15 protein-coding genes and 1 tRNA gene are annotated in these 23,747 nt (G+C 68.3%); 7 read left to right on the forward strand and 9 right to left on the reverse strand.

The window, feature by feature from the left end:
- Nucleotides 1-48 precede the first annotated feature (48 nt).
- The 4 genes from DB354_RS20140 to DB354_RS20155 form a co-directional block, all read right to left on the reverse strand.
- The gene (locus DB354_RS20140) at nucleotides 49-1,305 is read right to left on the reverse strand and encodes an SGNH/GDSL hydrolase family protein (RefSeq protein WP_107837440.1); all 1,257 of its coding nucleotides are present in this window, start codon (nucleotides 1,303-1,305) and stop codon (nucleotides 49-51) included.
- Nucleotides 1,302-3,104: an FAD-dependent oxidoreductase gene (locus DB354_RS20145; RefSeq protein ID WP_107837441.1), complete on the reverse strand. Its 1,803-nt coding sequence runs from the start codon at nucleotides 3,102-3,104 to the stop codon at nucleotides 1,302-1,304. Before DB354_RS20145 ends, DB354_RS20140 begins: the two co-directional genes overlap by 4 nt.
- The gene (gene galA / locus DB354_RS20150) at nucleotides 3,101-5,698 is read right to left on the reverse strand and encodes a beta-galactosidase GalA (RefSeq protein ID WP_107837442.1); all 2,598 of its coding nucleotides are present in this window, start codon (nucleotides 5,696-5,698) and stop codon (nucleotides 3,101-3,103) included. The genes DB354_RS20145 and galA overlap by 4 nt, the downstream gene beginning before the upstream one ends.
- Before the next feature lie 65 nt (nucleotides 5,699-5,763).
- Entirely contained in the window at nucleotides 5,764-6,474 is a 711-nt protein-coding gene (locus DB354_RS20155; protein ID WP_158277629.1) for a GDSL-type esterase/lipase family protein, read from the reverse strand.
- 226 nt (nucleotides 6,475-6,700) lie between these two features.
- Here DB354_RS20155 and DB354_RS20160 point away from each other — a divergent pair, with 226 nt between their 5' ends.
- The 3 genes from DB354_RS20160 to rlmN are packed head-to-tail and all read left to right on the forward strand — an operon-like array spanning nucleotide 6,701 to nucleotide 12,628.
- Entirely contained in the window at nucleotides 6,701-9,349 is a 2,649-nt protein-coding gene (locus DB354_RS20160) for a TonB-dependent receptor plug domain-containing protein (protein WP_158277630.1), read from the forward strand.
- 6 nt (nucleotides 9,350-9,355) lie between these two features.
- Nucleotides 9,356-11,509, forward strand: a complete 2,154-nt coding sequence (locus DB354_RS20165) for a glycoside hydrolase family 36 protein (protein ID WP_107837444.1) — start codon at nucleotides 9,356-9,358, stop codon at nucleotides 11,507-11,509.
- A 57-nt stretch (nucleotides 11,510-11,566) separates the two neighbouring features.
- Entirely contained in the window at nucleotides 11,567-12,628 is a 1,062-nt protein-coding gene (rlmN, locus tag DB354_RS20170) for a 23S rRNA (adenine(2503)-C(2))-methyltransferase RlmN (protein WP_107837445.1), read from the forward strand.
- A 129-nt stretch (nucleotides 12,629-12,757) separates the two neighbouring features.
- Here the strand turns inward: rlmN and speA are convergent, their stop codons facing one another.
- Nucleotides 12,758-14,701 carry a biosynthetic arginine decarboxylase gene (gene speA, locus DB354_RS20175; protein ID WP_107837446.1) on the reverse strand — a complete coding sequence of 648 codons (1,944 nt, stop codon included), beginning with the start codon at nucleotides 14,699-14,701 and terminating at the stop codon, nucleotides 12,758-12,760.
- Between the two features lie 240 nt (nucleotides 14,702-14,941).
- Between speA and yajC the strand changes: the two genes are divergently transcribed.
- The 4 genes from yajC (at nucleotide 14,942) to DB354_RS20195 (ending at nucleotide 19,993) form a co-directional block, all read left to right on the forward strand.
- Nucleotides 14,942-15,313 (forward strand): preprotein translocase subunit YajC, encoded by a 372-nt coding sequence (gene yajC / locus DB354_RS20180; RefSeq protein ID WP_107837447.1) that lies wholly within the window; start codon nucleotides 14,942-14,944, stop codon nucleotides 15,311-15,313.
- 108 nt (nucleotides 15,314-15,421) lie between these two features.
- Nucleotides 15,422-17,974 carry a protein translocase subunit SecD gene (gene secD, locus DB354_RS20185; protein ID WP_107837448.1) on the forward strand — a complete coding sequence of 851 codons (2,553 nt, stop codon included), beginning with the start codon at nucleotides 15,422-15,424 and terminating at the stop codon, nucleotides 17,972-17,974.
- A 131-nt stretch (nucleotides 17,975-18,105) separates the two neighbouring features.
- Nucleotides 18,106-19,842 (forward strand): single-stranded-DNA-specific exonuclease RecJ, encoded by a 1,737-nt coding sequence (recJ, locus tag DB354_RS20190; RefSeq protein ID WP_107837449.1) that lies wholly within the window; start codon nucleotides 18,106-18,108, stop codon nucleotides 19,840-19,842.
- Nucleotides 19,843-19,916: 74 nt separating this feature from the next.
- Nucleotides 19,917-19,993 (forward strand) — tRNA-Arg (locus DB354_RS20195).
- A 338-nt stretch (nucleotides 19,994-20,331) separates the two neighbouring features.
- Here DB354_RS20195 and DB354_RS20200 read toward each other — a convergent pair.
- The 4 genes from DB354_RS20200 to DB354_RS20215 are packed head-to-tail and all read right to left on the reverse strand — an operon-like array spanning nucleotide 20,332 to nucleotide 23,700.
- Complete coding sequence (locus DB354_RS20200) at nucleotides 20,332-20,961, reverse strand: phosphatase PAP2 family protein (RefSeq protein WP_107837450.1); 630 nt, start codon at nucleotides 20,959-20,961, stop codon at nucleotides 20,332-20,334.
- Nucleotides 20,958-21,779 (reverse strand): MBL fold metallo-hydrolase, encoded by an 822-nt coding sequence (locus DB354_RS20205; protein ID WP_107837451.1) that lies wholly within the window; start codon nucleotides 21,777-21,779, stop codon nucleotides 20,958-20,960. The genes DB354_RS20200 and DB354_RS20205 overlap by 4 nt, the downstream gene beginning before the upstream one ends.
- The gene (locus tag DB354_RS20210; RefSeq protein WP_107837452.1) at nucleotides 21,776-22,756 is read right to left on the reverse strand and encodes a 3-oxoacyl-[acyl-carrier-protein] synthase III C-terminal domain-containing protein; all 981 of its coding nucleotides are present in this window, start codon (nucleotides 22,754-22,756) and stop codon (nucleotides 21,776-21,778) included. The genes DB354_RS20205 and DB354_RS20210 overlap by 4 nt, the downstream gene beginning before the upstream one ends.
- Nucleotides 22,753-23,700: an NAD(P)-dependent oxidoreductase gene (locus DB354_RS20215; RefSeq protein WP_107837453.1), complete on the reverse strand. Its 948-nt coding sequence runs from the start codon at nucleotides 23,698-23,700 to the stop codon at nucleotides 22,753-22,755. The genes DB354_RS20210 and DB354_RS20215 overlap by 4 nt, the downstream gene beginning before the upstream one ends.
- Nucleotides 23,701-23,747: the final 47 nt, after the last annotated feature.

Consider the following 23,747-nt stretch of genomic DNA (forward strand, 5'->3'; position numbering starts at 1 on the left):
GCCGCTCCGACCGGCGCAATGCGGCAGTTCGGCTCGCCGTTCTCATGCTCACTCCTCCACCACGAGCAGCCCGCTCAAGGTGAGGCGATTGGGTCGGTACGGCGCGGGATCGCTGAGCGGCTGATGGGCGGCGGCCTTGATGCCCAGCTTGTCCGGCCCCGTCGCGAGGAGCTCGATGCGCACGCGATGGGTTCCGCTGGGAAGCGCTTCGGGATAGAACCACTCCCGGAGACGGCAGAAGGTCGGACTGGCGTAGCGATCGAAGAACGTCGTGATGACGGCCGGACGATCATCGACGGTGACCTTGAAGTTCCCGCTGTCGGGTCCGGCGATGCCGAGGACCCCGACGATGGTGCCCGTACATTCAAACTCGACGGCCGCGCCGGGCTGTTCCGTGCGCCACGTCGGCGGGAGCAGGGACTTCTGCACGCCCCGCAACCCGGCGTCGTCCGACAACACGGGCGCCCACGCGCCGTCGCGCCGGGCCTGTGTCACCGGCCGCAGTCCCGCGTGCTCCCAGTTGTCAGCGTGCAAGCGAGGCGGGAGTCGGTGCGGCTGCGCCGTACTCGGCTGGAGCAGCTGCGGCAGGACGGCGGCCAGGACATCGGCATAGACCCGATGCCCCGCGGCGGTGGGATGAACGCCGTCGTCGGAAAACACGGCGATGCTCTCGGGCGCGCCCGAGGGCGCCGGGCCTTTGAACACGAGCCGCCCCTGCTCAAGTCGCGCGGCGACCTCGCCGCCGAAATGCACCGACGGAATGCCATAGTGAGCGGCCACGTTTTCCATCGCGCGCGCCGAGGCCTGGTAGCGGCCCGCCTGGATGTCCGGCAGCGAGGCGGCGGCCACGGTGTACACGAAGCAGATGTCGGTCTGGGGCCGGGCGCGCCAGGTCTGGCGGACGATGCCCTCGATCGTCCGCTCGATGCGTTCCGGCGGCACCTGGGCGTCGTTGACGGCGAACTCGACGAACAGCAGGTCGGGCGCGTGGCGGAGCACGTCGCGTTGCAGGCGGCAGGCGCCAAGGTCGGAGCCGGTGCCGGGGACGCCCGCGGAGATTTCGTCGATGGTCGCGCTGGGCAGGAGCTGCCGGAGGAGGTCGGCGGAGAGCGAGCGCCAACCGTTGGGGGCGGCGGTGATGCTGCCGCCGAGGTAGGCGACCCGGAGCACGCTCCCGGCGGGAGCCTGCCGCGCCGCGGCAATGTGCGGCAGTCCCTCGCGCGGATGAAACCACGCGTCGGCGGCGCGCAGCGCGGCGGAGGGTGCCAGCAGGACGACCAGGGTGAGCAGACGGGCAAGCATCATGACGCGGTGGAATAGACCCGGATCTCGAAGACCCGCGCGTGATCGATGCCGTGGGTGGCCGAGACGCGCAAGGTGAGTTCACGCGCGTGCTGCGCCTGCGGCAGACGTTGGACGCGCTTGCGCAGCCGGTTGCCCGCCACCTGGGCGACCACGACACCGTCGAGAAGCAGTTCGAAGTCGCGCACCAGTTCCGGCTGCGGACCGCGGATGATCCGGCGGTTCGCCGCCTCGCTGGCGCTCAACGTCAGTTCGCGGGTGAAGCCGGAGTCGAACGTGAGGTGAATCTCCGCGATCTGCACCGGCTCCGTCCATGTGAGCGTGAGCGTCGCCGGCAATGTTGCGGATTCCCAGCGATGCGTGTTGCCGTCGGCCCACGGTCCAAAATCGGAGCGCAGTTCGCGCGTCCAGCCGTCGGTGACCTGCGCTGCGGGACCGAGCGCGGTTTCGGACGAGGCGGTGACGCGGGCGCCGCGGGCGAGATCGGCGGAATCCTCGTGGCGGATGCCGGGCAGGAACGCGTCGTCGCGGAGGAGCCGCTGCTGGAGCTGCTGGAGGGCGGCGCCGGTGAAATGGGCGGCAATCGGGCCGTCGGTGGCGTTGCGCCCCAAGGCGGCGGCGGTGCCGATGGCCTGGCCCATGACGGCGCACGTGGCCATCACGCGCGTGCTGGCGAACGCCACGTGCGTCGCGCTGATGTTGCGCCCAGCGAAGAAGAGGTTGCCCACGTTGCGCGAGCACAGCGCGCGCAGGGGGATGCCGTACAAGTGGGGGAGCAGGATGTGCCGGCACGGCGGCTCATTGGGCGCATCGATGCCCTCGGGCGGATGCAGGTCGAGCGGCCAGCCGCCGTACGCGACGGTGTCGGGGAACACCGTCCCCGCCTGGAGCTCCTGCTGCGTCAGGACGTGGGGGCCCAGGAATCGACGCGACTCGCGCTTGCCTGGCAGGGCGCCGATCCAGTCGAGCGCCCAAGGGGCGGACTCCGGGTAGCGGCCGGAGTTCTTCACGTAGCCCCAGACGCCGAGGGCGATCCGCAGCAACTCGTGGCGGATGGCGGGGTTGTCCTTGAGCGTGTCGTGCTGCCCACCCCATTCGAGCCACCAGTAGCCGTAGTCGTATCCCTCGATCGGGCGCAGCCGAAACGCCGTGGCATCGAATGGTCGCGCCCAGGCCGGGGTTTCGAACGGCTGCGGCGTGCCGTGGCGGCGCGCGGTGAACATGATCGAGCTGCCGAGCGTGTGCCGGTCGGCCACGTCGAGCGCGAGGTCCTCGCCAAAGTCGGCCTTTGCCTCCCGGCCCATCGTGAATTCGGCGCCGGCCTCGACGCCGAGGCGGCCGTCGCCGGAGCAATCCGCAAACAGCGGCGCATGCAGCGTGAACGTGTCCTCCGTGGACTGCCGGACCGCCGTGACCGAACGGATGCAGCGCAGCCCGTCGACTGTCTCGATGGCGCAACCGGTGCAGTCGGTGTCGAGCAACAGGGTGACGTTCGGCTCCGCCATGACCTTCTCGTAAAGGAGCAGGTCCCACTGCGCGTACGAGCGCTGCGGGTTGCGGCAGGCGTCCTCGAGCCGGAACTCCTCGATCAAACCCGACTCGCGGGCGCCCGGGCGGCGGCCGTGGACGTCGGCGCCGACGACGTGCATCCGGATCTCGCTCGACGCGTTGCCGCCGAGGACGGAGCGGTCCTGTACGAGGATGACCCGGGCGCCATTGCGGGCGGCGGCGACCGCGGCACAGACGCCGGCCAGGCCGCCGCCTACCACGACGAAGTCGGAGTGGAGATCGTGATGCGTCATCGGGAAGAAGGGGCGGGAACGGGCACGGCCGGCCGCGGGGTCACGGCGCGCGGGCTTACGGTGAGCACGGCGGGCTCGCGCTCGGCGGCGCGGGCGGTGAGCGTGAACGGCTCCGCCGTGCGCGTGGTTTGCACGATCACCTGGGCGAGCCCGTTGAAGAGGCTGCGTCGCGTGCCCTTGTCGGACTCGTGGCACGACGGATCGCCATTGCCGACGCCGATGATCCGGCCGGCGCCGGTGATCTCAAAGTCCACGGCATCCATGGCCGTCGGCACGGGGCGACCCTCGGCGTCGACCGCCGAGACGGTGATGACGGCGCAGTCCTCGCCATCGGCGGCAAGGTCGGCGCGATCGGGCGTCAGCCGCAGCGCCACGGCGGGACCGGTGGTTTCGACGCGGCGGGTCGCGACGACTTTGCCGCCCCGGTAACCCTCGGCGCGGAGCGTGCCCGCCTGATACACGACGGGCCACTCGACGTAGCCGCCGCGCGGGACCGTCTTCCGGCCAAGGCTCCGGTCGTTGAGGAACAGCTCCACCTCGTCGACGTTGGTGTAGGCGCGCACCGGAATCGGCTCCTGGTCGCGGACGGCCCAGTTCCAATGCGGGAAGAGATGCAGCACCGTCGCGTCCGACCACCAGGCCTGACAGAAATAGAAGCTGTCCTTCGGAAACCCGCAGGTGTCCATCATGCCGAACTGGCAGTTGATCGCGGGCCAGTCGTACGGCCACTGCTCGCCGCGATAGTCGAAGCCCGCCCACATGAACACGGCGGCAATCCACGGCCGCTGCTGATAATACGGGAGCCACGTGTCGATCGCGGCGCCCCACTTGGGAAACGTGGTCGCGTAGGCGGGCACGTAGGCGCGCACGCGATCGGCCTGGTAGATGCCGCGCGTGGCGACGTTGGAGGATTCCTCGGTCGCGATGGCGGGCTGGTGCGGAAACGCGGCATGAAACGCGTCGGCGTCGCCGAGCTTGAGGTAGTTGAAACCCTGGACGTCCACGATCCGGGAGAACCCTTTGCCCCAGTCGGCGTTCATCGGCATCGTCGTCGGCCGCGTCGGGTCGAGTCGGCGGGCAAGCGCCTGGAGCGTGCGCGCGATGGGCGCGCCCCATTCTTCGTTCCCCTGCATGGCGTCCTTGAACTCCTCGTTGCCGAGGGACCAGAGGATGACGCTGGGGTGGTTGCGGTCGCGGCGGATCAGGCGCTCGAGCTGGCTGAGCGTTTCGGGCGTGGCGTCGAAGCGGCGGTTCTCGGGCACGGCGAGCAGGCCGAGCCGGTCGCAGGCCTCGAGCAACTCGGGCGTGGGCGGGTGGTGCGCGCTGCGGTAGGCATTGCAGCCCATCTCCTTCAGCCGGCGAAGGCGGTAGTACTGGACAACATCGGGCAGGGCGCTACCGACGCCGGCATGGTCCTGGTGATTGCAGGTCCCGTGGATCGCGTAGCGGCGGCCATTGAGGATGAACCCCTCCTGCGGATCGAAGTGGAGGGTGCGGATGCCAAACGTCGTCTCAAAGCGATCCACCACCTCCTCGCCGACGAGGACCTCGGAGACGAGCCGATGAAGGGCGGGCGTTTCCGGCGACCAGAGCCGGGGCTGCGGGACCGGCAGGGTCGGTGACACCGTCACCGTCGCGCCGGCCGCGAGTGAGAACGCCGGCGCCTCGTTTGTCGCCACGACCTGTTCGTCCGGCGCGATGACGTGCGAGCGCAGGCGGACGCGGGCCGGGGCGGAGCCCTCGTTGCGCAGCGTGGTCTCGGCGGTGACGGTGGCGTCACCGTTGGCGGCGAGGATCGACGTGACGAACGTGCCCCAGTGGGCGACGTGGACCGGCGCGGTCTTCACCAGCCAGGTGTGACGGTAGATGCCCGCGCCCTCGTAGAACCAGCCCTCGGTGCGGGTGGCGTCGACGCGCACGACGAGGGTGTTGCGGCCGCCGAAGTTCGCGAAGGGTGCGAGGTCGACCTTGAAGCTGCTGTAGCCGCTGACGTTGCGGGCGAGGCAGCGCCCGTTGAGCCAGACGAGGCAGTTGCGGTACACGCCGTCGAACTCGACCCAGAGCGACTTGCCGCGATCACCGGCCGGCAGGTCGAACGCCCGGCGGTACCAGCCGATGGTGTTGCCGGTGACGCCGCCGAGGTCCTGCACCGACTGGCCGACCTCGAGCGCGGCCCAGGAGTTCTGGGCCGAGACGCCCGCGCCCATGTTCTTGTAGCCGTGGTTGCGCAACGCGCGCGGATTGAACGGCAGTTCGACGGCCCAGTCGTGCGGCAGGTCGAGCATCCGCCAGGCGCTGTCGTCGAAGTCCGATTGGGCAAACGCGATGGGCGCCCCGGCATTGAGGTCGGCCGGGCTGCGGCGCAGCGGGGCGAGGCGTGGCTCCTCGTCGAGGTGGGCGTGGGCGGTGCGCTCGAGTGCGTCGACCTCCGGGTAGGCGAACACCGCCGGATCCACGGCGGTGGGATCGCCCAGGTGAAAACGCCACCCGCGATCGAGCAGGAGACGCTCCCGCGGGCTGCCGTGTGCCGCGGGGACCGTCAGGAGCAGGGCCGCAAGCAGGAGTCCGGACAGCGGGGCGGGGCGGGGGAGCATCGCCCAGAGTTATCCGCAGCCCGGGTCGGCGCGCCACCGGGCGGCCGCTGAAATCGCTCAGTAGCTCACCGGCGGGGCGGTCCCAGGACGGCCTGCAGCGCCTCGAACCAGCCCGCGGCCATCTTCTCCGCACCCTGGGCGTTGGGGTGCACGTGGTCGTCGACGGTGTCGGTGGGCCAGTTGAAACCGGCGGCGAGATCGACGCCGATGACGCGCTGGCCGGGGCGGTCGAGCTCGAGCGCCAGGCGGGCGAGCGCGCGGTTGAGTTCGGGAAGGTAGCGGTACTTCGGCAGCTTCCCGGCCGGGATCACGTGGGCGAGCAGGACGGTGACGCGGGGATTGGTCGCGCGGAAGGCGGCGATCAACTCGCGCGTGGCGGCGACGATGCCGGGGATTGGCTGCTCCTCGACGCTGTGGTTGTGGCCGCTGTGGAGGAGCACGATATCCGCCGGCTGGGCCTGAAAGTGGGCAGGAACGACGCGCGCGAGGTACTCGGTGTTGCGGCCGCTGTAGCCCTCGTGCGCGAGCGAGGGTGCGGAGCCGGGACCGGAGCGGGTGCCGACGAATGCGACGCGGTAGCCGGCGGCGGCGAGCCGGCGGGCGAGCGGAACGCGATACGTCGCAAACGCGGCGCCGCCCTCGGTGATCGAGTCGCCCACGGCCATGATCCGGACGGGCGCGGCCGGAACGGTGGGCGCGTGGCGGCAACCGACCGGGAGCAGGAGCGCGGCGGCCAGGGTGAGGCAGCCAAAGACTCGGGACGGGGCGGGCGACATGGCGGCAACGTGGAGCTTTTGCCGGGTGGCGCCAGCGGGGACTTGTCGAACGCGTTCGGCGGCGGGGCTGAGCGATTTCAGTAACCCGGCGGTTTCCGGCGACGGGACCCTGACGCATTGGTGGGCGCACCCCTCATGGTTTCCCCGATTAATCGCGCCCCGGAGCGCGAGTGACCGTGTAACCCCTTGCGGGGGCCGCCCTGCTGCCAAACAAACCTCCTGCCCCATGAATACCTGTCACGTTCCTTTCCGAACGTTCGCCGCCTCCGCCCTCCTCGGGGCCCTGCCCGCCCTGGCCCAATCCGTCACGCCGCCGGCGTCGGCGCCGCGGGGCGAGGACGAAGTCATCCAGCTTTCCGTGTTCGAAGTCGTGAGCGCCAAGGACTCGCCGTACGTCGCCGACAAATCGGTCGCGACCACCGGCTTCGCCGCCGACCTCTCGAAAATTCCGCTGGCGATCAACGTGGTGACCGACCAGTTCCTCCGCGACACCGCCGGCATCGGTTTCAACGGCATTGTCGCCTACCAGGCCGGCATCACGACCGACCAGGGCGGCATGGACAATGGCGGGCGCAACACCGCCGGCGTGAATCCGACGCTCGGCGCGATCACCGGCGGCGAACCGCTGCGCACCCGCATGCGCGGGCAGCCGATCAACCTGAGCCAGCGCAACGGCCTGCCGATGATGATCGGTTTCAGCACCGACAATGTGAACCGCGTCGAAGTCGCCCGCGGGCCGATGGCGGTCTTCGTCGGCGGCTCGACGCTCGGCGGCGTGATCAACCTGATCACGGACAAGCCGTCCTTCCAGCGGAGCATGGAATTCCGCACGAGCTACGACTCGAACGACAGCTTCGTGGCGAAGGCGAACCTCGCGGGGCCGCTGCTCAAGGGCAAACTGGCCTACCGGCTCATCGCGCTCTACAGCGACGACAACACCTGGCGGGACTTCAGCGCGTCGCACACGCGGTTCTTCAACCCGCAGGTGACCTGGCGGCCGTTCCAGAAGGTGAGCACGCGGCTGGAGTACGCGCGGCGCGACCGCTGGGGCAACTCGGTCAGCCACGCGCAGCAGTCGACGCAGAACTACCAGAACGACTACGACACGCCGCCCCAGGCGCTCCTCGATCTCGGCAAGACGCGGACGACGGGGGCCGGCGCGGGCCAGCCGTACACGGTGGCGGAATATCGCACGCGCATCGGCCGGGCGTTCGCGACCTGGCGGTCCGACCGCTACGCGGTGTACGGCAAGTGGGTGACGCTCGGCGAAGGCGAGGGATTTGTCGCGGGCGACTGGGCGAGCGGCGTCGACGCCAATCACTTTGGCGCCAACGACCCGTACAGCTCGACGTACGACATGGTGGAGAGCGAAACCAACATCTTCCTCGCGGACTGGCTGGAGGTGCGGCTGCTCGGCCGCTGGGCGAACCAGCACAGCGAGACGCTCGCCTTCGGCAACGCGCTGCGGCGCTACCCTGATGGCAGCACGCCGCTGGCGAACGGGTTCTCCACGAAACGCGACGAGATTCCCGTGAACGGCAAGGTCGAGGCGGTGCTGACGCGCGACCTCTTCCGGGTGAACCACAAGCTCCTCCTCGGCTACGAGGCGGCGTACAACCAGGCGTGGTCGGTGAATCCGGTCTGGAACTACACCAAACTGGCGCCGGTGGCCGCCTCGCCGAACGTCATCGGGTCGCCGGCGACGCTGACCGGTTCGAACATCTTCGCGTACTTCGATCCACGCGTGCACGCGATTCCTGACTACAAGCAGGTCGCGGCGTTCGCCGACGCCGTGTACGCCGATGGCGTCGCGGCCCAGTTCTACACCCGGTCGTTCCCGGAAGCAGGCTACGTCGCCTACAGCGCCGGGTTCTGGAAGGACCGGATCACGGTGTTCGGCGGCTACCGCAACAGCATCACCCAGGCGCACACCTGGAGCGAGGACCGCAACCGCACGCGGTTGCAGACCTCGGGGATTACCGACCGCCAGTCGACGCAGTCGCACACGTACGGCATCGTGATCGAGCCGTTCCCCGGATTTAACCTGTACGCGAGCGAGAACGTCGGCGCCGACACGCAGACCGGCTCGCTGATCAACCCGTACACTTCGACGTACGCGGGACTGATCTCGCAGGAGGAACGGGAGGCGAACCGGGTGCCCGACCTCGAAGGCTATGGCCGCGAGTTGGGCCTCAAACTCGAGCTCTTCGACCGCAAGCTCATCGGCCGGCTGGGCGTCTTCGATCTTTCGCGCCGCAACACGATCGTCGTGGATAACGAGCGGACGGCGAACGACCCGCGCAACGTCGGCACGCAGGTGGACCCGAATCCGGCGACGCAGAACACCGCGCAGACGGCACGCGTGCAGTGGAACCGCACGATCGATGGCAACCGCTCGAGCGGCCTGGAGATCGGCTTCACGTGGCAGCCGACGCGCCAGTACACGGCGGTGCTCGAGGCGAGCCATCTCTGGACGAACAAGCTGACCGTGAGCAAACCGGCGAGCACCAGCCCGACCGTGTTGATGGACTACATGATCCTCAACGGACGCCCGCTCGACAACACGCCCGACGACACCCTGAAGGTCTGGCAGAAGTACGCGTTCACCGACGGGCGGCTGAAGTCGGGCTGGATCGGCTTTGGCGTTCGCGCTCAGACCTCCGTGATGCCGGCGGCGAGCACGTCGTCCTGGGGCACCGTGCTGCGCGGCTGGGTGGTTTACGATCTCGCGCTCGGCTACACGGTCGACGTGTTCCGCCGGCCGGTGCAGCTCCAGGTCAACGTCGAGAATCTGACGGACGAACTCTATTCCGCTGGCGGCCGGTCCTATTCGCCGCCGCGGCAGTGGACGCTGCAGGCGACCACGCGTTTCTAGCCGGCGATGCCGCGACAGACGCAGGCCGAGTATGTCCTGGGCGACACGCTGGTGCGCTACCTCGCGCCAGCGGACGCGCCCGAGGCGTGGGGCCTGCAGTTGCTGCCGCTGACGTTGGCGGATGGGGCGGTCGAAGCCCGCGAATGGGCGGAGACCCGCGAAGTCGCCGCGCTGCCGGCGCCGTGGTGTCGACTGCGGGCATGGGACGTGGATCCGCTGGTACACGTGCAGGTCGCGGGGACACCCGGCGCCGGCGGGTTCGCGGCGGGCCGAACGTTGCGGGACGGCCCACTCACCCGGTCGCTGCGGGTGGTTGAGCACGCCCGCGAACGCGGACCGGATGGCGGCGTCATTCTGCGCACGGTCCTGGCGGCGGCTAACGGGCTGCGCTGTCACCATTGCCTGCGAGCCGTGCCGGGCGGCGCGCTGATCGTCGAGACGGCGGTGGAGAATCGGACCGCGGAACCGGTGACCGTCGAGTACCTCAGCGCCTTTGCGCTCGGCGGCATCAGCCCCTTTGTGGCGGACGATGCTCCGGGCCGGTTGCGGCTGCATCGCTTTCGCAGCGGTTGGAGTGCCGAGGCGCGCCACGAGACGAGCAGCCTCGAGGCGCTACACCTGGAGCGGTCGTGGACCGGTCACGCGGTGCGCGTCGAACGTTTTGGCCAGGTGGGATCGATGCCGGCCAACGGCTGGTTTCCGGTCGCGGCGCTGGAGGATGGCGTGGCGGGAGTGACGTGGGCGGCGGCGCTCGCGGGGCCGGGGACGTGGCAGCTGGAGATTTACCGGCGGCACGACCAGGTGGCGTTGTCGGGCGGCGGAGCGGACCGGCTGGCGGGCGAATGGACGAAATGCCTCGAGCCGGGCGAGCGCTTTGCCGCGCCGGTGGCGGCGCTCGCGGTGGCGGCGGGGCCGGTGGACGTTGCCCTGCGCCGGTTCATTTCCTGGCAGCGGCACGCGCAGTTTCGGCCGGTGGCGAAGGAGCAGGAGCTCCCGGTTGTCTGCAACGAGTGGTGCTCCTCGTGGGGGCATCCCACGCACGCGTCGGTGGTGGCGCTGGCCGACCGGCTGGCCGGGACGGGCGTCGAGTATCTCGTGATTGACGACGGGTGGGCCGAGCGGCCGGGCGACGGGTTTCAGCAGAACGGCGACTGGCGGGTGAACCGCCGGGCGTTTCCGGAGGGGCTCCGCGCCACCGCGGACGCGATCCGCGCGCGGGGGCTGATTCCCGGACTCTGGTTCGAGTACGAGTGCGTGAACCCGGGTTCGGCCGCCTGGGAGGAGACGGCGCATCAGCTCCATCGCGACGGGGTACCGCTGCAGGTTGGCGCGCGGCGTTTTTGGGATTTCCGCGATCCCTGGGTGCACGCGTTTCTGCAGGAACGCGTGGTCGGCCTGCTGCGCGATGCGGGCATCGGTTATCTCAAGGTTGATTACAACGACTCGCTCGGCCCGGGGTGCGACGGCCCGGAGTCACCGGGTGAAAATCTGCGCCGGCATCTCGAGGGCGTGCAGCGGTTCCTGCGCGGGCTCCGCGACGCGCTGCCGGACCTGGTGATCGAGAACTGCTCGTCCGGCGGCCACCGGCTGGAGCCGAGCCTGCTCGCCCTCAGCGCGATGAGCTCGTGTTCGGATGCGCATGAGACGCCGGACATCCCGATCATCGCCGCCAACCTCGCCGGTCTGGTGTGGGCCGCACAGAAACAAATCTGGGCGGTGCTCCGGCCCGACGACGCGCCGCAACGCCTGGCGTACTCGCTGGCGGCGACCTTCCTCGGTCGGATGTGCCTCTCGGGCCCGCTCATCGAGCTGGCGCCCGCGGCGTGGGCGTTCACGCGCGAGGCGGTGGCGCTGTACCGCGAGGTGGCGCCGGTGATCCGGGACGGCGACTTCGTCGTGCAGCGACAGGTGGGGGAGGCGTGGCAGCACCCGGTGGGCTGGCAGGTGGTGACGATCGTGCGTCGCGACGACGCGCTGGTCGTGTGGCACCGGTTTGCCGGCGAGGCCGGGGAGGTGACGCTGGCGTTGCCCGGGACGGGCTGGCGGCAGCGGCAGACCTGGGGGGCTCCGGCGCTGGCGTTTGTGGAGGAAAACGCACGGGTCGGATTGGCGGGGGCACCGGAATGGTCCGGGGGAATTATCGTGCTGGCGCGGCGTTAGCGCAGGGGCCGGGCTCCGGGCTTGGCTCGCGATGGAATCCCTGACTGGCTGCGCCGCGTGAACCGTGCGTTGTCAGATCTCCGTCTTCCCGAACTCGAGCAGCAGCTGGCTGCCTGGGGCGTGAAGCCCGTGCACGCGGCGCGGGTGTTGCGGGCGTTCTACACGACGGGCGGACAACTGGTGCTGCCGGAGCGGCCGGCGGTGCCGGAAGGGTTGCTCGCGCGCATCCAGGCGGAGTGGCCGCTGACGAGCAGCACGCTCGCGGCGCGGCAGCAGGCGGAGGACGGCACGGTGAAATTGCTGCTGCGGTTGCACGACGGCCGCACGGTGGAGTCGGTGCTGATGCCGGGTTTCCAGGCCGATCGTGCGGCGGGTTGCCTGTCCTCGCAGGTGGGCTGCGCGATGGGGTGCGATTTCTGCGCGACGACCAAGACCGGCTTCGAGCGCAACCTCACGGCGGGCGAGATGGTGGAGCAGTTTCTCGCGCTGCGCCGGGAGGCGCTGGCGGCGGGGCGGCGGCTGCAGACCATCGTCTTCATGGGCATGGGCGAGCCGATGCTGAACCTCCCGGCGGTGCTCGAGGCGGTGGACCGGATCGCGGACAACCGGCTCGGCGGACTCGGCTGGCGCGCGATCACGGTGTCCACGGTCGGACTGGTTCCGGGCATCGATGCGCTGAACGCGGCCAACCTGAATCTCAACCTCGCGGTCTCGCTGCACGCGCCGGACGACGCGACGCGTGTCGCGCTGCTGCCGGCGGGCCGCGGCTACGCGATCGCGGAAATCATGGCGGCGGCGGACCGGTTCCAGGCCGCGCACAGCGGCCGGCCGGTGACGATCCAGTACTGCCTGCTGCACGGCGTGAATGACGCCGTCGAGCAGGCGCGCGCGCTGGCCGCGCTGCTCGACGGCCGCCGGATGCACGTGAATCTCCTGAACTACAATGCCACCGGGATCAGCCTGCGCGGGCGGGCGTATCAGCCGGCGACGGACGAGGCGGCGGCGGCGTTCGTGGCGGAGTTGCGGGCGGCCGGGGTGGTCGCGCATTTCCGTCGGTCGCGCGGTCCCGACATCGATGCGGCGTGCGGGCAGTTGCGGCGCCGGCTCGCGGGCGGCTGAGCGGATGCGATTTGGGGCCGGAGGGCGGACGGGCCGGAGGGCCGGTGCGCGGCAGCGGCGTGAGTGGCGGCCGCGGGAGTGGGGTGGAGGGTCGAGCCCCTACCGGCGCGCCGGGCGTGGGGCGGCCGCTCAGTGTGACCTCTTCGCCTTCGCGGCCTTCTTTTCGATGTTCAGGTAAGTCTTGTTGAGCATCTGGCTCTCGTAGAGCTCGAGCAGCCGGACGCCCTCGCGCGGCTTGACCATGTCCTTCTTGGTCGCGGCATCGATCTGCGCTTTCATCTTCCGGCAGAGATCCTCCTGCTGGTACTGCACGCCCTCGATGACGTCGGCGATGCGGCTGCCGCTGAGCGCCTCCTCGATGTAGAAGCCGTTGGGTTCGTCGTCTTCGAGGAACACGTGCACCTCGTTGACGCGGCCGAAGAGGTTGTGGAGGTCGCCCATGATGTCCTGGTAGGCGCCGGTGAGGAAGATCCCGAGGTAGTACGGCTGCTTGTTCAGCGGGTGCAGCGTGATGTAGTCCTTCACGTCCTGCAGGTCGATGAACGAGGCGATCTTGCCGTCGGAGTCGCAGGTGATGTCGACCAGGATGGCGTTGACGGTGGGCTTCTCGTTGAGCCGGTGGAGCGGCGCGATCGGGAAGAGCTGCTTGAGCGCCCAGTGGTCGAGGAGCGACTGGAAGACGGAGAAGTTGCAGACGTACTGGTCGGCGAGAAGCGTATCCAGCTCGTGGAGCTCCTCGGGCTGGTAGCCGGCCTTGCGGCCCTCCTTGGCGATCTGCTCGCAGATCTGCCAGAAGAGCGATTCGGCGGCGGCGCGGTTCTCGAGGTCGAGGTAGCCGAGGTTAAAGAGGGAGAACGCCTCGTCCTTTTTCTGCAGCGCGTCGTGGAAGCGCTCGAGCCGGCCGAGCTTGGTCTTGTTCCGGAGGAGGGTCTCGAGGTCCTGCACCACCTTGTGCTTTTCCTCGGGCTGGTGCTGCTGGCCGAGGGACTCGCGCTTGTTGATGCGCTCGAAGACCTCGACGACGAGGAGGGAGTGGGGGGCGACGATGGCGCGGCCGGATTCGCTGACGATGTCGGGCACCTCGACATCCATGGAATTGCAGATCTCCCGGATGTTGAAGACGACGTCGCGGGCGTACTCCTCCATGGAGTAGTTCATCGACGACTCGAAGTTGGTGCGGGAGCCGTCGTAGTCGATGCCCAGGCCGCCGCCGACGTCGAGGTAGCCCATGGGAAAGCCCATCTTGGCGAGCTGGCAGTAAACGCGGCTGGCTTCGACGACGGCGTTCTTGATCGTGAGGATGTTGGGGACCTGGGACCCGATGTGGAAGTGGACGAGCCGGAGGGACTGCGTGAGCTTGGCGGCGCGGAGCTTCTCGATGGCGAAGAGAATTTCGGCGGTGTTGAGGCCGAACTTGGCGTTTTCGCCGGAGGAGAGGGCCCACTTGCCCTCGCCGCGCGTTTGGAGCTTGGCGCGGAACCCGATCAGCGGCTTCACGCCGGTCTCAGCGGAGAGGCGGATGATTTCGTCGAGTTCCGAGAGCTGCTCGACGACGAGGATGATCTTCTTGCCCAGTTTCCGGCCGAGCAGCGCGAGCCGGATGTAGTCATTGTCCTTGTAACCGTTGCAGATGATGAGCCGCTGCGAACCCTCGTGCATCGCGAGCGCGATCATGAGCTCGGGCTTGGAGCCGGCCTCGAGGCCGTAGTTGTAGTCCTTGCCGGCGGCGACGATCTCGTCGACGACCTCGCGCAGCTGGTTGACCTTGATCGGGAACACCCCGCGGTAGCTGCCCTTGTAGCCCTCCTCCTTGATGGCCTTGTTGAAGAGCTCGTTGAGCTGGATGACCCGGTGCCGCAGCAGGTCCTGGAAACGGATCACCATCGGGGCCTTGAGGCCCATGCTGCGCGCCTCATTGACCACGTCGACGATCCGAACGGACCGGCCGTCGGTGAGGGGCTGCATCGCGACGAAGCCGTCGTCATCGACCGAGAGATGTCCATTGCCCCAGCGTTTGAAGCCGTAGAGGTCGTCGGATTGGGCGACCGACCAAGAGGAGGATTTGGTTTTCAATGAGTTGGCGCGAAGGAGAAGGTCACGGCTGCGGATCCGCTGGCGCGAGCGCGGCGGAAAGGCGCCGACAAGCGGCGGCGCGGCAGACTGGTTGTGAGCAGAGGTGCAATCGGGTGACGGAACGGTGCTTTTCGGAAACCCGTCTCCCGCGTGGCCGGCCGGTCTTGGATTCCGGCTTGCTTTTGCAGGAGACGAATCAGTTAGATGCGTGTTTTCTTTTTTCAAATCACCCAACACGCAATGCCGAAAATGTTCTCGCTGTTTTCCTCCCCTGTCCTCGCTGAAGCAGCTGCCCCGGCTGGCGCGCCCGCCGGAGCCCCACAGGCTGGTGGCATCGGGCCGATGATGATCTTCGGCTACCTGCTCCTGTTCGCCGCGATGTACTTCTTCATGATCGCGCCGCAGCGCAAGAAGCAGAAGGAACACGAGAAGATGCTGAAGTCGCTCGAGAGCGGCGACGAGGTGGTGACGTCCGGTGGTATCTACGGCGTCATTACGAACGTGAAGGATGACCGCTTCGTGGTGCGCATCGCCGACAACACCAAGATCGAGATCGGCAAGGGCTTCGTCACCGGCGTGGTGAAGAAGGCCAACGCACCGGAAAAGAAGTAACCCCCCGCGCTCGCGTCCGGCTTACCCCAGCACCCGGCTCCGCCTGAGCTCCCGGTCCCTCGACCGGCGAGCCGCGCGGAGCGGACACACCTTTAAACCCAAACGACCATGTTGAAACGCAATCTGTGGAAGATCCTGCTTACGCTCGCGCTGATCGCGTGGGGCGCTTCGCAGCTCGTCCCGTACCAGGATGTCCCGTTCGTGGACTACGCGCGCACGCACGCGACGGCCAAACAGGCGGACTTCGCCAAGCTGCTGGATGAAGCCGCGGGCCGTCGGAAAAATCTCCAGGCCGCGAGCGAGTTCGTGGCGTTGAAGCAGATTGGCAAGGAGCGGCGCCTGGATCTGTCGCAGTACTTTCCCGACATCCGGCTCGAGAGCACGCTCACCAACATTGAGAAGCGGAACGACATCCTCCTGACCGAGCTGCTGCGCCGTTCCAAGGCGCGCCTCCAACTCGGTCTCGACCTGAACGGCGGCGTCGCCTTCACCCTCGAGGCCACCGAGCGGCCGGCCGACAAGGACGACAAGGACGCCCGCCAGCAGAAGCTCGCCAAGGCCATCGACATCATCAGCACCCGTATCAATGCGTTCGGCGTCGCCGAACCGGTCATCCGTCAGGTTGGTGACAATCGCATCGAGGTGCAGCTGCCGGGCGTCAACACCAAGGACAACCCCGACATCGTCAACCAGGTCAAGGCGCCCGCCCGCCTGGATTTCCGGATCGTGCATCCGACGCTCACCCCCGGAGCCGGCGTGGAGACGCCGGTTGGCTATGAAATTCTTACCCTCGATTATGAGGGCCGTCGTGGTGAGACCGGCGTGGAGGAAGTCTTCGTCAAGCGCATCCCCGAGATGACCGGTGAGTCCATGGCGAACGCGTTCGCGCGGCCCGATATGTACGGCAAGCCCGAGGTCGTCCTCGAGTTTACCAAGGAGGGCAAGGCCCGCTTCGCTCAGGTCACGCGGCAGATCGCCGAGGAAGGCCGCCAGAGCGGCCGGCTCGGCCGCCTCGCCATTGTGCTCGACGGCAAGCTCTACTCCGCCCCGACCGTCCGGGAGGAGATCGACAGCCCGTCGGCCCAGATCACCGGCGGCAACATGACCGACCGCGAGGCGATCAACCTCGCCAACGTCCTCAATAACCCGCTCGACGTCGAACTGCAGATCAAGACGCAGTACGAAGTCGGCAAGACTCTCGGCGATGGTGCGATCGCCAGCGGCAAGCGCGCCACCTACATCGGCGTCGGCCTCGTGGCGGCGTTCATGATCGCCTACTACACCTTCGCCGGCTTCATCGCGGTCGCGAGCGTCACCCTCAACGTCTTCATCGTGCTGGCGGTGCTCGCCAGCCTCGGCGCGACGCTCTCGATGCCCGGCATCGCCGGCATCGTGCTCACCGTCGGCATGGCCGTCGACGCGCACATCCTGATCTTCGAGCGCATGCGCGAGGAGTTGAAGCTCGGCAAGACGCTCGTGGCCGCGTTCCACGCCGGCCACGACAAGGCGTTCACGACCATCGTCGACGCCAATCTCACGACCCTCATCACGTCCGGCCTGATGATCGCCTTCGGCACCGGTCCCGTCCGTGGCTTTGGTGTCACGATCACGATCGGTATCTTCTCGACGATGTTCACCGCCCTGATCGTCAGCCAGATGCTGCTGGATATGTCGATCTACTCGGGCCTGATGAAGCGGATGCGGATGCTGAGCCTCTTCGGCTCGCCGGGCATCGACTTCGTCAAGTTCGGCCGCGCGGCGTTCATCGCTTCGTGGATTCTGGTTGCGGTCGGCGTGATCGGCATCGGCGTCCGCGGGCACAAGATCTACGGCGTCGACTTCGCCGGTGGCGACGTGACGAGCCTCACCTTCAAACAGAAGATCGACACCGAGAAGCTGCAGGCGGCGGCTGATGCCGCGAAACTCGGCGAGGTCATGACGACCTACCAGACCGAGATCGGCGGCGGCCAGGATATCCTCAACGTCCAGACCGAGTCCGGTCGTGGCGAAGAGGCGGTGGCCGCCCTGCAGAAGGCGTTTCCGAATGCCGGTCTCGACGTGGTCGGCAAGAACAACATCGGCCCCTCGATTGGTAAGGAAATCCAATGGAACGCGCTGATGTCCATCGGCCTCTCCATCATCGGCATCATGGTGTACGTGGCCTTCCGGTTCGAGATCGGCTACGGCATCGGCGCCGTCGTCTCCACCATCCACGACGTGCTGATGACCGTCGGCATCTTCGTCCTGAGCGGACGTGAGTTCTCGGCCCCGATGGTCGGCGCGATCCTGCTGATCGTCGGTTACTCGATCAACGACACCATCGTCGTGTTCGACCGCATCCGTGAGGAGTTGAAGACCAACCCCAATGGCACGCTGAAGGACATCATCAACATCGCGACGTCGAAGGTCTTCGCCCGGTCGATCCTGACCAGCTTGACGACCTTCCTCGCCGCGTTGGCCCTCTTCGTCTTCGGCGGCGGCGTCATCAATGACCTGTCGTTCACGTTCCTCGTCGGCATCGTCACCGGCACGTTCTCGTCGATCTTCATCGCGAGCCCGATCTTCTACTGGTGGCACAAGGGCGACCGTAAGCACGTCGAGGCGCACCACGACATCGCGCCGAAGTACGAGTGGCAGGGTACCAGCAAGGCTTCGGAATAAGCGGGTAGGGCGCGTGCTTCCCCACGCGCCGGTCCGGCCGAAGGCGGAGTCGTTCGCGGCTCCGGCCTTCGCGGGATGAACCCGCTCGTTCCGGACCGGTGGGGAGGTCGGGCGCCCGCCCCTCCCACGCCATGCGCTGGACTCATACGCCGCTTCCGGCCGCTGAGGTCGAAGCGCTGAGCAAACGCGCCGGGGTGAGTCGCGTCCTGGCGGAGCTGCTGCTCCGCACCGGATTGCGCGACGCCGACGCCGCCGCAGGTTTCCTCCAGCCGGCCCTCGCCGGGCTGCAGGATCCCTTTCTCCTGCGCAATCTGGACGCCGCGGCGACGCGGCTCCGCCAGGCAATCGCGCAACGCGAGCAGATCGTCGTGCTCGGCGACTACGACGTCGACGGCGTGAGCAGCACCGCGCTGCTCGTCATGGTGCTGCGTCGGTTTGGCCTGAACCCGCGCTTCATCGTGCCCCGGCGCTCCGAGGACGGCTACGGCATGTCCCGCAGCGCGATTGACCGGGCGCTCGAGGCCGGCCGGCCCGAATTGTTCATCGCGCTCGACTGCGGCACCAACTCCCACGAGGAGGCCGCCTACCTGCGCGCCCAGGGGATCGACGTGATGGTCATCGACCACCACCGCTCGAAGGAGCGCACCCTCGAGGATGGCATCCTGATCAACCCACACGTCCACGAGGAGCTGAGCGAGGTCGATTCCGCGTGGCGCCATCTCTGCAGCGTCGGGCTGGTGTTCAAGCTGATGCACGGCCTGCTCAAGCAGCTGCGCGCGGAGAACCATCCCGTGGCGTTCCGCATCAAGCTGCGGGACCACCTCGACCTGGTCGCGCTCGGCACGATTGCCGATCTCGTCCCGCTGGTGGGCGAGAACCGCATCCTCTCCCGGCACGGCCTGCGCATTCTCGAGCAGACCCATCGTCCCGGCCTGCGCGCGCTCATGGAGGTTTCCGGCGTGAAGCCCAACCAGGGCATCACGCCGACCGACATCTCCTTCCGGCTTGGGCCGCGCATCAACGCCAGTGGTCGCCTCGCCGACGCCGCGCTGTCCGTGGAGCTTTTGCTCAGCGACGACACCGCGTTCTGCGTGGAGACGGCGCGGCAGCTCGACGTGTTCAACCGCGAGCGCCAGGAGATCGAGCGTGCGATCACCGACGAGGCGGAGCGGATCGTGGAAACCCAGTTCGCCGCCGATGCCGGCATCGTGCTCTTCGGCGAGACCTGGCATCCCGGCGTCGTCGGCATCGTCGCGGGACGCGTGACGCGGAAGTACAACCGCCCGTGCGTCGTCCTCGGCAACGAGGGCGATCTCGCCAAGGGCTCCGGTCGCAGTGTCGATGGCATCAACCTCGTCGAGGTCCTTGGCACCTGCTGCGAGCACCTGACCAGCTGGGGCGGGCATCCGATGGCGGTCGGCGTTTCGCTGCCGAAGCTGCACCTCGAGTCGTTCCGCGCGCGGTTCGCCGAGGCGGTGCGCGCGCATGCCGGCGGTGACATCGCCGAGGCGCGGCTCGACTTGGCCGCCTGGCTCATGCCCGAGCAGATCGGCGAGCGGCTGATGGAGGAGTTGGATGCGCTGCACCCGTTTGGCCAGGGCAACCCGGAGCCGGTTTTCGGGGTGAGGGGAGTGGTCCTGCGCAACCCGCCCGAAGTCTTCAAGGAGCAGCATTTCCGGTTTCATTTTGAGGACGGCCGCGGCCGCCGGCTGCATGGCGTGGCTTGGAAGATGGCGCAGCGCCTGCCCCCGATCGGCACCCCGATCGACCTCGCCGTGGAGCTGAAATGGAACCACTTCAACGGCCGCAAACTGCTGCAGCTCGGGCTCATCGATTGGCGGTCTTCCCGGGTTGAGAACCTGCTCTGAAATTTTCGGGGCGGGCGTAAAACTTAGCGCTTGCGCTCGGCCCCGAATCCTTGCTTTTTCTCCCGCTCTTTCACGCACCCGTAGCTCAATTGGATAGAGCATCTGACTACGGATCAGAAGGTTTGGGGTTCGACTCCCTACGGGTGCGCCAGTTTTGAAGCCGGCCAGTGTCGCCTCTCGGCAGCACTGGCCGGCTTTTTTTGCGGCGGTTTTCGCGCGGCGAAAACCGAAGGTGCGGTGGCAGAAGACCCGTCGCGTTGTGCACGCTCAGGGGCGCGGTGGGCCGTGGGCCGCTGCTCGGAATGGCTGACGGCGTCTCGTGGTCGCTAGCACGCCGGACAGCGAGATCGCACGACTCCGAGAGCACGAGGGCTGCAATTATAAAAGGCCGGGCGCCAATGCCTAAGGGAGATAATGTCCAGATACGCGGAATAATGTCCGGATACTTTGGAATAATGTCCGGATTCCCGCCGAGCCTCATCCGGAGGCTCAGCGGCCGCGGGTCGCGGGTTGTGCACTACTCGCCCAGCGGGAGAAGAGCCACGCGGCGGCCGTGCCGAGGACGAGGCCGACCAGGGTGTCGGCGCCGGTGTGCTGTCGCAGCGCGAGGATCGAGACTAGGATCGTGACCGCCCAGGCGGAAACCAGGATGGTGCAGCCGGGAGACGAGCCGCGCGCATGCCGGCCACAGATGCCGTAGGTCGCGAAGATGGTGAGCGCCGAATGGAGGCAGGGCAGGCAATTGTTGGGGCCGTCCACCCGCTCGTAAAAGAAGGCGAGATACTCGGGCACGCGGCTCGGATCGGGACGGGCGCAGGCCGTGGGAAAGAGCAGGAAGGTGATCCATCCCACCGCGGCCATGCCCAGCAGGACGACGGCGAAGCGTCGCACGGAACCAAGCTCCCGCAACGTGAACCACGGTAACGCGAGCAGCGCGAAGAGCGACAGGTACGGCCAGAGCCACTCGGGATTGAACGGCACCAGGTCCCAAGACCAGCAATGCTCGCGCGTCACGGCCCGGGCCGCCCCGAGCCCCTGGGTGCCGTGGTACATGACGGTGGCGATGAGCCCGACGGTGCCACCATAGACCAAGCGGATCGTGAGCTCGCGCGCCTTCATCGCATCGGGCTCAGCTGGTTGAGCCGCGCGGCAACGCCGACGTCGTGGCAGGCGTGCAGTTCGTATTCACCCCGGGCATGCAGGGCGCGCAACCGGCCGACGGTCTGTCGGTACGCCCGACGATCCCACTGCAGCGCCATCGCAACCGGGAGGGGCTCAACGCCGTCGGTGATCTGGCACGCGCGCCAGTACGCATCGGCGGCATAGAGCAGCCGGCGGCCGCCCAGCGCGAAGCTGATGCCGAGCTGGCCCGGCGCGTGGCCGGGCAGATGCACCAGCCCGACGCTGCCATCGCCGAAGAGGTCGAATGTGGCCGAGGCGGAGGCTCGGCCTTCGAAAGCGCGCGCCGGCACCAACCGGGCACGCTCCGGCAGCCAGTCGGGGACCGGATCGGCGAGAAACGCCGCCCGGACCTGGCGCCACGCGGGCAGCGCCCGGAGCGGCCGCAGCGCCTCCTCGTGGTGGTGAATCGTGGCCTGCGGAAATTCTGCGAGTCCACCCACGTGGTCGGCGTGGAAGTGGGTCACGATAAGGTGGCGGACCTCCCCGGCGGGAATGCCCGCGGCGGTGAGCGCCGCCGCCGCGGAGCCCGCCTCCTGGACCGGCGTGGACCAGCGGTACAACCGCGCGGGAAAGCGGCGGGTGGCGGCGTGAAACCGACCGCCGTATCCGGTATCCACCAACACCCAGCCTTCCCGGGTATGATGCAGGGCGAAGAACACCGCGGGGAAGCGCTCCAGCCGCCACGTGCGGCGGTCGACCATGGCCAGCAGTTGCCGGCACGAGCCGCCTTCGAAGGCCCGGATGGCGTCGATCATAGGGTGATCAATGCCGCCGCCTGGGTGTAGCCCGCGGCGGTGCCGACGAGCAGCACCGGCGCTCCCGGGGCGAGCTGGCGGCGCACGCGGTTCAGGACGAAGGGAATGCCCGCGGCGACCACGTTGCCGTGTTCCGCGACCGACACGTGAAAGCGGGCCGGCGGCACGCCCAGCCGCCGGCGCATGAACTCCAACGCGGGCCCCGATGCCTGGTGGGGCACCACCTCGAGGCCATCGAGGGTACGGCCGGCGCGGGCGAGCACGCGGGTGAGCATGGGCGGGAACAACTTGCTCGCGAGCCGGTGCACCGCCTTGCCATCCATGTGAAACTGATACGCCGCGTGCTCCGCCGGCGTGTAGCGGAACGGCGGAATCCGGTGGCCGCCGGCGCGGACTTCGCACAGGTGTGCGCCCTCGGCATAGGTCTCGAAGGCAAACTCGCAATCGACGGGCTCGTCGCGGGCCCCGAGCACAAAGGCCGCGGCGGCATCGCCCATCAGGCACGCGCTTTCGGGTTCATCCCAGTTTACGCCCTGCAGTGGGGTCTCGACGCAGACCACCAGGGCGGTGCGAGCCGCGCCGGTGGCAAACAGTCCGTTGACCACGTTCAGCGCCGCCACAAAGCCGAGGCAGCTGGCGTGCACGTCCAAACTCGGGATGCCCCGGGCCTCGGCCCCGAGGGTCTCCTGCACGAGGGCCGCGTTGCACGGGATCGGCTGTTGCACGCAGAGACTGGCATCGACGATCAGGTCGACGTCCGCCAGCGACTTGCCGGCATCGGCGAGCGCGCCGCGGCAGACCTTGACGGTGAGTTCGCGACTCTCGGCGGGGCCGGAGCACTGGTGCCGCCGCCAGACGCCGGTGTGGTCTGCGGTCCATCCCGGCTCCAGTCCCAGGCGCTCGTCCAGCTCCTGCGCGAGCACCTGCGTCTGCGGCAGGGCGCCGTGTGATCCAAGAATGCGGAAGTACTGCTTCATCGGGAAGAGGTTTGCTGCCAGTGGCGCACGAATCGGTCGACGCCCTCGTCGAGCCCAACGGCGGGCGGGCCGAGATCGTGGAGGGCCTTGCTGACGTCGAATGTTTTCGAATACGCAAACACGCTAACGCCGAACCGCGTGAGCGGCGGTTCGCCGAGGAAGGGGAGCGCGCCGTACACCGCCTCGATGGCGGTGGCGAAGGCCATGGCGCGCCCGACCGGCACCTTCCGGCGGGGGGCCGGCAGGTGCAGCCGGGCGAATACCGTCCCGAGAAACTCGAGGATGGGCACCGGCTGGTTGTTGGTCAGAACGTACAGACCCGAGGCCCGCGTTTCCACGATCCGCAGCAGGTACGCGACGAGCGTCTCGATGTAGATCAGGTCGCCCCAGACCGGTTGGTCCGACTCGATCAGCGGCAGGCGGCCCGCCGCAGCGGCGCGCAGGATCCGGGGGAAGACGACGGTGTCCCCCGGACCGAACACCGCCCGCGGGCGCACGATGCACCAGGAACCACGGTAGGCCTGCACGACGCGCTCGGCCTCCCGCTTGGTCTCGGCGTAGGTGTTGATCGGGTGCGGCGGCAACGGGCTGGCCTCCGTCAGCCCGAACTGGTGCGACTGGTCGTACATCACGGCCGTCGTCGAAAGGTGCACGAGATGCGGCCGGCCGTGGCGCTCGCAGAAATCCACCACGTGGCGGGTCGCCTCGACATTCTGGCGCTCAAATTCCCGGCGCGTGCCCCAGGGCGAGGAGCGCGCGGCGGCGTGAAGGACGACGTCCGGCGCAAACTCAAAATCGCAGCCGGCGGTGAGGTCGCCCGGGACGTAGCCGGGGGCGGCGAGCGGGCGCCGGCCCGTGGCCAGGACTTCGTGCCCCTGGCGCGCGGCGGCCTGCCACACGGCGCCACCGATGAAACCAGACGCTCCGGTGACCAGAATTTTCATGGGTGGGGCAGGACGTGAAGGGGAGGATTGGATACGGAGGCGGGACG

The organism is Opitutus sp. ER46 (assembly GCF_003054705.1).
Lineage (GTDB): Bacteria > Verrucomicrobiota > Verrucomicrobiia > Opitutales > Opitutaceae > ER46.

What these genes read in the sequence shown, in the direction of transcription:
- yajC (WP_107837447.1), top strand. Translation starts at nt 14,942, where the DNA reads ATGCCGAAAATGTTCTCGCTGTTTTCCTCCCCTGTCCTCGCTGAAGCA.
- DB354_RS20140 (WP_107837440.1), bottom strand. Translation starts at nt 1,305, where the DNA reads ATGATGCTTGCCCGTCTGCTCACCCTGGTCGTCCTGCTGGCACCCTCC.
- secD (WP_107837448.1), top strand. Translation starts at nt 15,422, where the DNA reads ATGTTGAAACGCAATCTGTGGAAGATCCTGCTTACGCTCGCGCTGATC.
- DB354_RS20215 (WP_107837453.1), bottom strand. Translation starts at nt 23,700, where the DNA reads ATGAAAATTCTGGTCACCGGAGCGTCTGGTTTCATCGGTGGCGCCGTG.
- DB354_RS20155 (WP_158277629.1), bottom strand. Translation starts at nt 6,474, where the DNA reads ATGTCGCCCGCCCCGTCCCGAGTCTTTGGCTGCCTCACCCTGGCCGCC.
- DB354_RS20210 (WP_107837452.1), bottom strand. Translation starts at nt 22,756, where the DNA reads ATGAAGCAGTACTTCCGCATTCTTGGATCACACGGCGCCCTGCCGCAG.
- DB354_RS20145 (WP_107837441.1), bottom strand. Translation starts at nt 3,104, where the DNA reads ATGACGCATCACGATCTCCACTCCGACTTCGTCGTGGTAGGCGGCGGC.
- DB354_RS20160 (WP_158277630.1), top strand. Translation starts at nt 6,701, where the DNA reads ATGAATACCTGTCACGTTCCTTTCCGAACGTTCGCCGCCTCCGCCCTC.
- DB354_RS20205 (WP_107837451.1), bottom strand. Translation starts at nt 21,779, where the DNA reads ATGATCGACGCCATCCGGGCCTTCGAAGGCGGCTCGTGCCGGCAACTG.
- DB354_RS20200 (WP_107837450.1), bottom strand. Translation starts at nt 20,961, where the DNA reads ATGAAGGCGCGCGAGCTCACGATCCGCTTGGTCTATGGTGGCACCGTC.
- DB354_RS20165 (WP_107837444.1), top strand. Translation starts at nt 9,356, where the DNA reads ATGCCGCGACAGACGCAGGCCGAGTATGTCCTGGGCGACACGCTGGTG.
- recJ (WP_107837449.1), top strand. Translation starts at nt 18,106, where the DNA reads ATGCGCTGGACTCATACGCCGCTTCCGGCCGCTGAGGTCGAAGCGCTG.
- galA (WP_107837442.1), bottom strand. Translation starts at nt 5,698, where the DNA reads ATGCTCCCCCGCCCCGCCCCGCTGTCCGGACTCCTGCTTGCGGCCCTG.